Source organism: Micromonospora arborensis (genome assembly GCF_003205615.1).
Classification (GTDB): Bacteria; Actinomycetota; Actinomycetes; order Mycobacteriales; family Micromonosporaceae; genus Micromonospora; species Micromonospora arborensis.
The window spans coordinates 96,497-108,960 of sequence record NZ_PYBV01000027.1; the positions used below are offsets into that span (position 1 = coordinate 96,497).

The window sequence follows — 12,464 nt, forward strand, 5'->3', positions numbered from 1 at the left end:
GCGCGCCGGTCATGACCCCGCCGGCGGGCGCGGAGCGACGGCGAGACCGACCAATTGCGAAGACACCAGCGGCGGCAGCGTTACTTCCTGCCAGACCAGACCGAGCCGTTCCGCGCAGACCCGCACGAACCGGTCCTCGACCGGCCGGCCACCTGCCGCCGGGATGAGCGCGTCCCGGTCGACGGACGGCAACTGACGCCGCGCCTGCGCGATCAACCGCGCCCGCTCGGCGACCTCGTCGCGGTCCGTCCCGACCACCCAACGGCCACCGTCGTCAACCAGCGCCCGCCACAACCCGCTGGGATGTCGCTGGTACCGGACGCCGGCGTCCGGGTCGTCGTCGGACGTGGGCCCGCCGGCCCGGTCAGCGGGGCCCGCCGACCACCCGTCGGGCAACCGGTCGGCGGCCCAGCGGCAGAGTGCCCGGCCCAGTGCCGCTGCGGCGGTCGGGCCGACGCCGAGCACCGCCCGGTCGGGCACCGGCACCGTCGTCTCCACCGCCATTAGGGCGGCCTCCTCGCGCGCCGGCTGTTCAGCCGACGCGACCACCACCCCGCGCTCCTCGCCCTGTGCGGCCGGAGCCGTGCGATCGGCCGGGTTGACCCGCAGCCGCAGTGCCATTACCGGCCCCTGGTCCAGCCCACGCGGGGAACAGCTGATCAGCGGCCCGAAGCAACGGGCGGCGGAGATCGTCCCGGGGAACTGCCAGCGACGTGCCGGCACCACGGGAGTCGTCGGGTCGGTGGCGTGCGACCCGCTCGGGCAGGACGGGTCGGGATCCACGGCGGTGCGCCAGATGCTGAGCCGGGTCAGGTCGACCACCACCCCCTCGGCCAGGCGGGCACTGAACTCGGCACTGACGTGCTGGAAGAGTTCCTGGGCGAGCACCGCCGCGCCGGTCGCGGTGGGCACGTGCCCGAGACTCGCGACCTCGGGCAGCCCGACGGCCGGATGGACCAGCCGGCGCCAGGCGCACCGGAAGCAGGCCAGCCCGGAGCCGGGGACCTGCCCCTTCAGCAGCATCGCCTGCCCACGTACGACGCCCGCCCAGGCCGGGGTCTCGGACCGGTCGAGGAAACGCCACGCGTCGTCGATTTCCGAGGCGGGGAACAGGCCCACCAGACGCTCGCCGCCGGTCGGCGAATCGGCCGGGCCCCGCAACCGAACCGACACCCCGGCAGCTCGGAGGTCGTCGACCAGGTCCCGCAGTTCCGCGGTGGGCTCGGCGTCACGCAGGACGACGTCGCCAAAGCCCGTCTCGACCAGTGCGGCAGCGATGAGGGAGGCGCGTTCCGCCGGCCCGACGACAGACACCGGGCAACTGCGGACCCGGGCCAACGCGGCCGCCGGATCCGGGTCGACGTGCCGCAGGTACTCGATCTGCTGGCCGAAAGTCCGGGTCAGGGGCGAGTCGTCGGTCAACTCGTCGATGCGGTGCCGCCGCACCACGTGGCGTTTCTCCAGGATCGCGATCAGGTTGCGGACATAGCTGGCCTGCTCCGTCCGGAGCAACCCGAGCAGGTGCTCGTCCGATATTCCACGGTCCAGCAACGGAGCGATCCGCTCCACCCACCGGGCCACCGCCGAGCCGCGCAGGGTGAAGGAGCCGTCGGTGGTGCGGATCCACACCCCGTCGGGCACCGACACGTAGTAGGCATCCGCGCGCAGGCGGAGCAGCGTGTTCACGAGTCACCTCCGCCGCCCGTGGCCACCGGATGGGTGCTGCTCTCCAGATACAGCGCCCGCCGGTACCTGCCGACCCCGACCAGCAGCAGGGAGGTCAGCCCGCGCGTGGCCAACCCCAGCGCGTCGTCCAGCGGGCCCGAGACGAAGCCGAGCACCGGATGCCCAGACAGCCCGTCCCGGGTCGCGGCCACCGACAACCGTTGGGCGAGCACGCCGGCGAGCAGGTGCTGGGCACGGTAGGCGAGCGCCCCGCTCGGGCCGCAATGGACGTCTGCCGCGCCGACCATGACCGCGATCAGGGGAACTTGCGCGAAGTTCATGTAGGAACCGAAGAGGCACCGCTGCACGAGGGCACCGAAGTCGCCTTCGGCGGTCCGGGTGAGCCCGCGACCGTCACCGTGCAGCAGGTACGCACCGGTCGACAGTCCGCTCACCGACCGGGCTATCAGCAGGCACCGGGGATGGGTGGGGACCGACCCGTCCAGCGGGGCCAGGACCTCGGCGCTCCAGGTGGCCACGTCACCGATGCCCACCGGCGTGCCCCGGTACTGCTCGCCGAGTGCGGTGCGGGCCCACGCGTCGGCGACCGAGGGGGGAGCGCTCGCCACAGCGGGCAGCTGGGCGTCAGCCGGAAGGCCGTCCAGCGGGATCGGGGGCAGGTCGACCGTCTCGCCGGCCACGGCCAGGCAGGCGGCGTGCATCCGACGGGCCCCCGAGGAGCGATCCGGCATCTCCATCGCCCCGCGCCACGGCAGGCCGGGGACGGCGGCCGGCCGGGTACCGTCGCCGGGCAGGGAGCCGCCGCCTCCCGTGGTGTCGGTAGCCGGTGGCCGGACATCGAGCACGACCGGCGCCGCCTCGACCGACGGGTCCAGGCCAAGCCCGCGCAGCAAGGGCTGTTCGGTGCCGACGAGCGAGACGCGGCAGGTCCAGCCCCACCGTCGGGCGGTCAGCGCGAACTGGCCCACCACCGTGCCGCTGTCCAATGCGGCCAGTCGATAGGAGAAGTCGCCGTACTTGAAGTAGTTCTTCCACAACGGGATCGTGAGCACGATCCGGACACCGCCGTCGGGCGGTGCCAGCCCCGCCGGTGGACGCCCCGTTGCCAGGCGGGCCAGCGCGTGCCGGGTCGCGTTGTAGTGGTAGACGCCGGCGGCCAGCTCCGCGTCCCCGTCCGTGCAGACGTAACACTCGGCCGGGTAGGTGACCCCGCCGGACGGCACGGCCCGGCGCAGCTGGTAGTGGGAGTCGCGGTGCACCGGCACAGGTTGCTCGGGGCTGCTCTTGGCGGTTCCCTCCGGGTACCAGCGGATACCGGCCACTCCGTAGCTGGCTTGGAGCAGGGCGCCCAGCCAGGACAGCTGTCCCCGCCGGGCCACCGTCACCGCCTGCTCCGTCCCGCCCCGAACGAGCTGGCGCGGCATCGGCGGCAGGTCAACTTGATCCGCTGTCTCGTACCAGCGGAAGGGGCTGGGGATGTTCTGCCAGTCGATCTGCCACGAACCCGGGTATATGTCGTCGAAGCTGCCGCGTAGCCGACGGACGAAGGCCCCCACCTCGTCCCGGTCGAACGGCCGCACACCCGTCTTTGCCGGGCCGGCGTCGGGTTGGCGGCGTGGCTTCGAGCCATGCTGGTCTCGGGTGGCTGAACCGGTCGGCATCAGCTGACCTCGGCCTCTGGCTTGACCGAGCGGATCAGCTCCGCCGCGTCCAGCCCAAACTCCTCCTCGAAAGCGCGTGCCACGAGGTAACACAGCGTGTAGCGGTCGGACAGCAGGAAGCCGAGCCGGAAGAGGTGCCAGTGGCCGTACGCCTGGGCGACCCGGGACGCCTGGAACCGGCGGTCCTCCCTGATCATTCCCTGGTAGTAGGGGTTGTCGGCGATGGCACGGTGAATCCCGGCCACCGGCGCCTCGGGGGCGTCGGCGAGCCACGGCAGGTCAGGCCGACGGTACAACCCGTCCGGTGCCGGGGTCAGCTTGTTGAAGTCGTCCTTGCGCGGCGTCGCGTACAGGTAGAACCGGCCCTCGTCGAAGCCCTGCTGGAGGGGGGGCAGGTGAGACCGCAGGCTGTTCATGTACCGCAATGTGGCTTCGGGCAGGCCGTCCAGGTCGCCGTCCGGATCCTGCATGATCTCCACGAGCCGGCGGATTCGCGGGCGCAACGCGTCCCGGTTGAGGTCGTACCGCCGGGCGTGCCGCGCGCGGGCTGCCTCGGGGTCGCGGATCAGTAGCAGGTATCCCTCGAACGTCGCCAGGTAGGACAGGTAGCCGGCCCGGTAGCCGAACCGGCTCACGCTCTCCGGCAGCCGGGAGGCCAGGAAGACGCCGCTGCACGCCAGCATGTCCAGGGCCAGTGCCATACGCAGCGCCCGATTGCCCCGAGTCGCCCGCAGCGACTCCAACGCCAGCGGGGTGGTCTCGGTCCAGAACGACTCCGCGAGGCCCAGGGCCCCCGCCCCACCGAGCCAGTCGTGTTCCTTGTTGTACGGGCGGTACTCGAACAGGTTCTCCCGGCCCGCCTCCCCGACGGCCTCGCTGATCCGGGCCCGCAGCCGCGCCTCCACCGAAGGGCTCTGGGTACGGAACTTCAACCGGAGGTAGGACTTGGCCTCCTTGGTCTCGCGCAGGTAGAACCAGGACTCCGTCTCGCCCCGCTCGACGGACTCGTCAAGAGTGGGGGCGGCGACGTCGAGCAGGAGGTCCTCCTGGCTGGACCAGGGAACGTTGACCGTCACGTCGCCGAACCTGTCTGCGGTCATGGTTGCTCAGCTCCTGTTCCCGCCGCCAGCCCGGACAGCTCGGGGACATCGGCGCCGCGGTCAACAGCAGTGCGGTGCGCCAGATATGCCACGAAGCACTCCCCCTGGGGGCGTACGTTCATGCGGTTGTTCGTCGTGTGGAGGTACTGGCTGACCAGAGCGGCCAGGCCAACGAAGGGCGGTGCGGAGGGGTCGACCTCGGCCGGCCACACCTCCCGCCGTTGCACGAGCGGACGAAGCCGACCGACGGCGTCGGCGATCAGGTCCTCCCACCGACGACCGAGACCCCGGCCGAGGGGGCGACCGTGTTCCAGGTCGTCGAGCATGCGTCGGTAGGTGTCGCGCTGGGTGTCGTACTGTTGCGCCCAGGCGTCGATCAGGGCCACGTCCGGCACGTATGAGCGCCACCGCTCGTGGTAGTGCCGGAAAAAGACCGTTCGTTGCGCCTCCGTCAACCCCAGGGCGCGGGCGGCCAGCAGCAGGAACTGCAATGCCACGCCGAGCCGTACCCGCCCCTCGCCCACCCGCTGGACCACCTCGCCGGCCAGCAGGCTGCTGGTGTCGAAGACGTCCTCGGCGACGGCAACCCCCTGCGGGCCGCCGTACTTGGCCAGCTCGGGTCGGTAGTCGATCCACCGCAGCGTGTTCGGCGGCTCGGCGTCCAGGACGGTGGTACCCGTGCCGTTCTCCAGCACGTTCAACCGGTGCAGCGCAGTCGTCAGTCTGCTCGGGTCGGTGTCCGTGGCCCCCGGATGCTTCGCCAGATACTCGGCGACGCGCCGCTCGACCTCCTCGCGGACCTGATCCCGGTGCGCCGGAAGGGTCTGGATCCGAACCCGGACGTGCGGGCCCCGTTCCCAGTGGCGCAGGTAGAACTGGCGATGCGTCAACCCCCGCTGCCGCAGCTCGGTGAGCATCGGCAGCAGCAGCTCCGTCAACAGTCGGTCCGCGTCGTCGTGGTAGAAGACATGACCCGACAGCCACACCGGTGCGGTACTCACCCTGCCTCCGCCGTCGTCTCGATGGTGAACTCGGTGACGTGCCCGCTCGGGTCGCCCGTCCGGCCGGCCCTGGCCTCGGGCAGGCATTCCTGGAAGGTCAGGTCCTCGGTGCCCCGGCCAACGGTCCGAAGCCAGGAACTCACGCTGGTGACACTGGCGAAGTCGACAAGAGCGGGCTTGCGCTCACTGGAGGAGGGAAACCGTTGCAGCCGTCGACTCCAGCTCTCCTGCTGGTCGATGGTCCGCGCCACGAGCGGGTCGGGCACGGTCATGCTGCGGCAGAACACCTGCTCCGGCAGGCCGACGTCGGCTCGCCAGCGGCGCACCGCCCGGTGCGCGTCGAGTCGGCTGAGTCCGCGCACGTCGGGCAGCTCGGAAACCGGAACCTTCCAGGCCCGCCGCGCCAGCACCACGTCGTCCAGCCGTACCCGCGGATAACGGCGGATGCCGGCCTGGCCCGGCCGACGCTGGTCCACCCGTTCCCACCAGCCGACGTTCGCCAGTACCCCGGTGCCGAAGAAGTTGAGGAACCGGTAGAACTGCGGGGCTAGGTCATTGAGCAGGAAGTTCAGCGGGACCAGCCGCAGCACCGGACCGGTACGGCCGTGCCGCAGGCGCAGGCGACCGGCCGAGGCGTCGACCTCGGCCCAGCAGTCCTCCAGCGAGATGCCGCTGTTCCCATCCCACTGCCCCGGGGTGCTGCAGGGGTAGCGCAGGTAACGGCCGAGCAGGGGCGGATGGATGTTGGAGTTGATGCCGAGCACCGCACACAGGTCGACCAACGGGGAGTCCGGGTCGTCGTGGCGCGCGATGTCGGCACGTACTCGCGCGGTGAACTCGACCGACGCCTCGTCCGCCAGCTCGTACGCCGCGCAGAACCGGGAGATGGGCCGCGCGTAGCCCACCGAGATGTCGTTGACCACCAGAAGCGGTTCGGCTGCCCGCACCCGCTGCACCTGCCAGCCCACCCGGTCCCACCGGGCCACCCAGCCGGGCAGCGCCGCCGACGCCTCCGTGAGCAGCCGCCGGTCGAGTACGCTTTCGGCCCCGTCGTGCACCGCCGCCTGGGCCAGGACCGCGTCCTGCAGCCGGCGTAGTTCCATCGGCACCGGCGCGGACAGCTCACGCAGCCGCCGCATCAGCAGGGCACGCATCTTGGGTGTGGTGAGCGCCGAGTAGAGCGGCAGCAGGCGGTGTGGTCCCGGACCGAACGCCTGCTGGACGACGTCGGCGACGATGGCCCGTACGTGCGCGTCGTCGTCGAACAGTGGCGCCAGGCCGTGCAGGGTGGACAGGGCGGGCAGGTGGCGTTGCCAGTCCGACCGGCTCTCCCTGCGTGGCCGGGTCGTCACCCGGTCCTCGTAGATCAGGCTCCGTGCCACATCCAGGGGCGGGGGCGGCACGTCGCAGAGTTCCGCCAGTTCGGCGGTGCACCGGCGCAGGTCGGCGAGGGCCGCTTCCCGCTGCTCGGCGCCCATCGTGCCGAAGCCGGCCTCGATGTCGGACAGCTGGCCGACGACCGCCCGCAGCCGAGGCTCACCGTCGGCCGGCAGCAGGCGGGTGAGCTGCTGCAGCGGTGCCGGTTCCTGCTCGCCGACGCCGAGATCCGCCGCGAGTACGCCCGACGTGACCAGTTCCTCGATGCCGGCTTGACCGGCGGAAGAGCTGACACCGGACCGGGCGACGAACCGCCGGTGCAGTTCGGGCACGCTGATCGGCTCGTCGGCGGGCAGGTCGAGGACGACGGAGAGCAGGTCGTCCTCCTCGACCCGGACGACCCGCTCGGCTCCGGCTGGCTGGTCGGTGCCGTCCCGCCCGCGGACCAGCAACGCGACTCCGCCCTTGGTCCGCGCCACGATGGGGGCCCGGCGCAGGACCATCGCGTGCCGCAGGTCCGGATGCCGGCACAGGGTGCGCTCGACCCAGGCGACGAGTTGGCGGGGCAGTCGGCACACCGACCGCAGCGCACCGGGCTCCGGCGCCGCCGGCTGCGCGGCCTGGGCGGTCTTCGCGTCGTCGGTGAACAGCACGGGTCGGGTGTGCACCAGTTGGCCGAACGGGGAGGGCTTCAGCGTGCTCCGCGAGATCAGGTTGACGAGGGTGGACTCGGTGGTCCGGGACCGCTTGTCCCCGGCCTGGCCGGCCGCGACGTCCCGGGCGAAGCGACGGATGTTCTCCGCCACGTTCGCCCCGGTGAGCTGGGCGCTCATAACGATCTCCGGCCGCAGGCCGACCTCGGCGAGGAGCGTCTGCTCCATGCGTCGCGCCTGCTCGTACCCGTCGGCCAGCTCGCTGATCATCTCGGTCCGGCTGGCGTGCAGGGCCCGTAGTTGAGGCAGGCCGTCGATCTCCCCGGCCGCGTCGGGAAGCGCGGCCAGGTCGGCGAGGTGGGCGTCGGTCAGGTCGGCGCCACGGTGCAGCAGGCGGCGAATGTCGAGGGTGCGTCTGCGCTGCCCCCGGTCGGTCAGGCGGGGCACCACCGCGGTGAGGGCCTCGGCGACTCGCCGGGACTCGGCGTGCCACCGGGCGTCCAACCGGTCGGCCTCGTCCAGCCGGTCCGCCAACCGGCGCGACGACAGACCGGTGATCGCGGCCAGCGGCAGCGCACACACCCGGGCGACCCCGTAACTAGCGAGCTCGTGCCCGACGGGGGCCGGCGTCGGGGTGGGCTCCGTCCGGGTTGGTGCCACGACCGAGCTGTCGGCGACCACGGGCATCGCCGCCGGGGCGGGCGCCGCCGTGGACGGCTTCCGGGCACCCGCGCGACGACGTTCGTGGAACACGGTACGTTCCTGGTCGATCCGGGCGCCGAACTCCTCGACGGCGGCCACGAACGACCGGGGGCAGTCTCGGGGCACGAGATGCCCCGCGCCGGCGACGACCGCGACATCGGCCCCCGACTGCGCCGCCGGCTGGACGGCCAGCCGCTCGGCCTCCAGCAACGCGCCGTTGACCAGCAACACGGGCAGATCGAGGCGCTCGAGATCAGCTCGGTCCGGGACGCGGAGCAGCCCCCGCCGTAGTTCCTCGGTCGTGGAGTTGATCAGCTGTGGCCACCTGTCGCCGTGCAACTGGGTGAAGTACTCCTGACTCGGCTGCTGCTCGCGCGCCATTCGGGTGAAGGCGGTCAACCAGCGCTCGAGCGCCTCGGGCGGCATGGCGAAGGAGCAACCCGAGACCACCAGCCCGTGTACGGAGCCGGCCACCTTCTCGGCGGCCCGGAACGCGACGGTGGCCCCCAGGTAGGAGACCCCCACGAGCAGTGGCTGTTCCGGCTGGGCATCGATGAGTTCGCAGAGCTCGTTGACGGCGACGGCGGTCTGGTCTCCCGACACCTCCTGGCGCCGACCGTGCCCGGGCAGGTTGAGAGGCGCCACCGGGTGCCTCCACCACGGTTCACAGGCGCCGAAGTGTGCTTCGGGCGTACCGAGCAGCCCGTGCACCAGCACGACAGGTCGCATTGGGATGTCCTCCCAGAACACCGGATTGACAGCTCAGTTGCGGGCGACCGCGTCCGGATCGGACGGACGGCGACGCTCCGGCAAGCTCTTTGCGGGCGCCGAGCCCGCCCGCGGCCCGGACAGCGGCACGGCCGTTGCCGGACCGGACCGGCGGGCGGGCTCGGCTTCAGTGACTAGGTCACGAGGAGCAGCTGCAGGTGCAGATGCAGGTGGTGCAGGACGCCGAGGCGATCATCGTCTCGGTCAGGTCGTGCGTGTCCAGCATCGACTCGTCCAGGTAGTCGCTGATCTCCAGAGTGTCGATGTCCAGACCGGTCAGCTCCTCGACGCCGAACTCGACCTGGGTTTGCGCGGAAATGCTCACGGCATTACCCCTTCAGTAATGTGGACTTCACCCGAAGCCCTCGACTGATAGCTGTCCCCGACCCTGCAGAGATGCCAGCCGGCCTGACGGAGTGGGATAGCGCCTCATCAGGCGTTATACGTCGACTGGGGTACCGGCCACCTTCGGCCTCCCGAGGACAGAACCGACGCTACACGTCGAGCTCGATGTATGTCTACACCATCTCTCACGGTACTCACGACCTATCTCGAAGATCACCTGCTAAACCCGATAAGCCTTGACCCGCACCTATGTCATGCTATGCTTCAGCCACGGCCAAGGCGCTTCCGATAGCCGATAATGGCGATCCTAGTGGCCACCAACCTTTAGATGTTGGCCTATTCATCGAGGTCGGGAACGGCTTTCCGCCCAAGCAGGCGCAGCAGTTCCTGCGCCTCGGCGGCCGGGGCCGGGAGTACCCTTTTCGCTTGATGGGGGAACGGTGCAATGCGGGCTTACCAAATTCCAATTCCGGCCGGATCGGCGCTGGCCGCCTTCCGGGACGAAGCTCCCCACACCAACGCCGAGGCGGTCGCGGTGGACCTTCCGGAGGGCGCAACGGTCGACCCCCAAGAGCTGGCGAGGATCGCGATGACCCGCCCCAGCGACACCCCGGACGCACTGTTGCCGCTGGTAGATGCCTGGATCAAGGTGCAGCGGGTCATCCTTCGCCCCCTCGGGGTCAGCCCGAACAGCATGAACCGCAAGAAGGCTCAGGCACGGCCGGTGGTGGGCAACCGCCTCGGGCCGTACCGGGTGATCGCGGTGGACGAGCGCGAGGTTCTGCTCGGGGACAGCGACCGCTTCCTGCACCACCGGATGTCCTTCATGGTGACGGACTCCACAGCGGTTATGGGAGTTGTGCTGCGCACTCTGAATCGAGGCGGCGACCTCTATTGGTCGATGGTCCGCAAGCATCAGACACGAATTCTCGAGCAGACACTTCTGCGCAGCCTCCATCAAATTGTCGACGGCAGCGCCTACCGACGGCCACAGACACATTAACGCCGTAGAACCGGACCGCCAGCGAGAAATCGACAGCTAATTTCGGGGAACAATGAAGCAGACAAGTATGACCGCGCACTGGATTGCGGTCGCACGGGCCGCCGAGACGCTCCGCACCGATCCGCTGTTTATTGATTCTTTGGCGGTCGAGTTCGTCGCCCGCACCGATCCTGCCTTGCTGGCCGACCTCCGCGAGAATCCGACGCCGCGATTCGACGTACTCGCGGTGCGGACGAAGTTCTTCGACGATTTCCTGTTGGCCGCCGTCCGTGACGGACTGCGGCAGTTGGTGATCGTCGCTGCTGGAATGGACAGCCGGGCCTACCGACTCGACCTCCCCGCCGAACTGCGGCTGTTCGAGATCGATCTGCCCGACCTTCACGCGCGCAAGGAAGCGCTCCTGAGGGAGCTCGGCCTGAGCCGGGCCAACTGCTGGCGACGCGCCGTTGCGGCGAACATGACCGGCGACTGGTCGGCCCGCCTGCGCGCCGCCGGCTTCGACCCCGGCGAGCCGACGGCATGGCTGATCGAAGGCTTTCTCTACTACCTCACCGACGAGCAGGTCGAGGCGGTGCTCGGCAGGGTCTCGCAACTGTCCGCCGAGGGCAGCGTCCTGGGCCTGGAGCACGTCAACACGGACCTGTACCGGGCCCCGTGGATGCAGCAGTGGCTGGCGGACATGCGCCGCGAGGGCCGCGCCTGGCAGTCCGGAGTGGACGATCCGGAGGGCTGGTTGACGGGGCACGGCTTTCGGTCTCAGGTCCGCGAACCGGCCGATCTTCCGGAAGCGGCCGGACGACGCGTTCCGAAGACCCCACCGAGACCGACACCGGGTGCGGCACGAACGTGGCTGATTACTGCGGAGCGTTCCGGAGAAGCGGCATCAGGAAATCGGGCCGCAGACCATCAGCCGAAGGAGTATTTACAGTGAGTGGCGAAGCCATGTCCCACCGTAAAGAAAAGTTGAAGATCGCCCGGGAGCTGTCCCAGTCGTGTGAGCGACGCGCCGCCAAGTACGACGAGTCGGCGGAATTTCCACACGAGAACTTCGACGCCCTGAGGAAGTCCGGCTATCTCGGCCTGACCGTGCCCGAGGAGTTGGGTGGTATGGGCGGAGATCTGCGGGACATGGTCATAACCCAGGAAAGGCTGGCGGCCGGCTGCGCCTCCACCGCGCTGACGGTGAACATGCACCTGTCGATGGCCGGACAGATGGCGCGAAACTGGCGTACCGCGCCGAACGAGGCCACCGAACGGATGTTGCGGGACATCGCCAACGGCACCGTCATTCTGGGCGGCGCCACGGCGGAACCGGGTCATTCGCTGGTCCGCAGCACAGGCAGCCGAGCGCGGCGGGTCGACGGTGGCTTCGTGGTGTCCGGCCTCAAGACCTTCGGCACCGGCTCGGCCGTGATGACCCACATGACCTCGATGGCCGTGCACGAGGAGCACCCCGACGGCCCGCTTGTGCTGGTCTTCCGGATCGCCATCGACACGCCGGGGGTGGAGATTCTCGCCGGCACCTGGAACACCTCCGGCATGCGGGCCACCCGCAGCGAGAACATCGCCCTGCGGGACGTCTTCGTTCCCGACGAAGCGATCTTCCTGACCTTCCCGGTCGGCAGCCTGGACGGCAGCCTGTTGCAGACCCTGTGGGGTTGGGCGATGCCGACGTTCGGCGCCGTCTACCTCGGTGTCGCCGTGGGTGCCTTCGAGCACTGCCTCACCGATGTCCGTCAACGCGGCTGGGAGTCGCGGCCGTTCGTGCAGACCACGCTCACCGAGTGCACGCTGCTCATCGAGTCGGCCCGGGCGCTCCTATGCCGGACGGCCGAGGAGGTGATGGGTAACGACCTCTGGACCGGGATGACGATCCAACAGGGAATGTCGCGGGTGGTCTCGGCCAAGGTGCTCGCCACGAATCACGCCGTGACCGTCGTGGACCGGGTGGTCCAGCTCGTCGGCTCTGCCGCGCTGCGCGCCGGTTCCGTCTACGACCGCGCCCTCCGGGACGTCCGGGCAGGAACGATGCACCCCTACAGCAACGCGGACGCCCACGAGTTGATCAGCGCGACCTGCCTCGGCATCCAGGTCGCCGAGGAGAACCCGCCCCGCCGAGCCGAGTTGGCCGGCATTTCGACCCCCTGACGACCACCTGAGAAAGTAGG

At 70.1% G+C, this 12,464-nt stretch carries 9 protein-coding genes; 3 read left to right on the plus strand and 6 right to left on the minus strand.

The annotated features are described in order from the left end of the window. Positions 1–9 precede the first annotated feature (9 nt). From C7C45_RS21185 to C7C45_RS21210, 6 genes are all read right to left on the minus strand, one after another. The gene (locus C7C45_RS21185; protein ID WP_110565430.1) at positions 10–1,686 is read right to left on the minus strand and encodes a hypothetical protein; all 1,677 of its coding nucleotides are present in this window, start codon (positions 1,684–1,686) and stop codon (positions 10–12) included. Continuing rightward, positions 1,683–3,347 (minus strand): nitroreductase family protein, encoded by a 1,665-nt coding sequence (locus tag C7C45_RS21190; RefSeq protein ID WP_110565431.1) that lies wholly within the window; start codon positions 3,345–3,347, stop codon positions 1,683–1,685. The genes C7C45_RS21185 and C7C45_RS21190 overlap by 4 nt, the downstream gene beginning before the upstream one ends. After that, positions 3,347–4,447, minus strand: a complete 1,101-nt coding sequence (locus tag C7C45_RS21195; RefSeq protein WP_110565432.1) for a lantibiotic dehydratase C-terminal domain-containing protein — start codon at positions 4,445–4,447, stop codon at positions 3,347–3,349. The genes C7C45_RS21190 and C7C45_RS21195 overlap by 1 nt, the downstream gene beginning before the upstream one ends. Then, complete coding sequence (locus tag C7C45_RS21200; RefSeq protein ID WP_167454769.1) at positions 4,444–5,448, minus strand: lantibiotic dehydratase C-terminal domain-containing protein; 1,005 nt, start codon at positions 5,446–5,448, stop codon at positions 4,444–4,446. The genes C7C45_RS21195 and C7C45_RS21200 overlap by 4 nt, the downstream gene beginning before the upstream one ends. After that, entirely contained in the window at positions 5,445–8,909 is a 3,465-nt protein-coding gene (locus C7C45_RS21205) for a lantibiotic dehydratase (protein WP_110565434.1), read from the minus strand. Before C7C45_RS21205 ends, C7C45_RS21200 begins: the two co-directional genes overlap by 4 nt. A gap of 178 nt (positions 8,910–9,087) precedes the next feature. Then, a complete protein-coding gene (locus C7C45_RS21210) occupies positions 9,088–9,273 on the minus strand; it encodes a thiocillin/thiostrepton family thiazolyl peptide (protein WP_244200482.1) in 186 nt (61 codons plus the stop codon). 555 nt (positions 9,274–9,828) lie between these two features. Between C7C45_RS21210 and C7C45_RS21215 the strand changes: the two genes are divergently transcribed. The 3 genes from C7C45_RS21215 (at position 9,829) to C7C45_RS21225 (ending at position 12,444) form a co-directional block, all read left to right on the plus strand. After that, entirely contained in the window at positions 9,829–10,296 is a 468-nt protein-coding gene (locus C7C45_RS21215; protein WP_167454770.1) for a DUF2867 domain-containing protein, read from the plus strand. A 67-nt stretch (positions 10,297–10,363) separates the two neighbouring features. Next, on the plus strand, positions 10,364–11,227 hold the full coding sequence (locus tag C7C45_RS21220; protein WP_167454771.1) for an SAM-dependent methyltransferase: 864 nt from the start codon (positions 10,364–10,366) through the stop codon (positions 11,225–11,227). After that, a complete protein-coding gene (locus C7C45_RS21225; RefSeq protein WP_146247362.1) occupies positions 11,224–12,444 on the plus strand; it encodes an acyl-CoA dehydrogenase family protein in 1,221 nt (406 codons plus the stop codon). Before C7C45_RS21220 ends, C7C45_RS21225 begins: the two co-directional genes overlap by 4 nt. The last annotated feature ends 20 nt before the right edge of the window (positions 12,445–12,464 follow it).

Coding starts and splice junctions, on each gene's coding strand:
- C7C45_RS21190 (WP_110565431.1), bottom strand. CDS start 3,347: ATGCCGACCGGTTCAGCCACCCGAGACCAGCATGGCTCGAAGCCACGC.
- C7C45_RS21220 (WP_167454771.1), top strand. CDS start 10,364: ATGACCGCGCACTGGATTGCGGTCGCACGGGCCGCCGAGACGCTCCGC.
- C7C45_RS21195 (WP_110565432.1), bottom strand. CDS start 4,447: ATGACCGCAGACAGGTTCGGCGACGTGACGGTCAACGTTCCCTGGTCC.
- C7C45_RS21205 (WP_110565434.1), bottom strand. CDS start 8,909: ATGCGACCTGTCGTGCTGGTGCACGGGCTGCTCGGTACGCCCGAAGCA.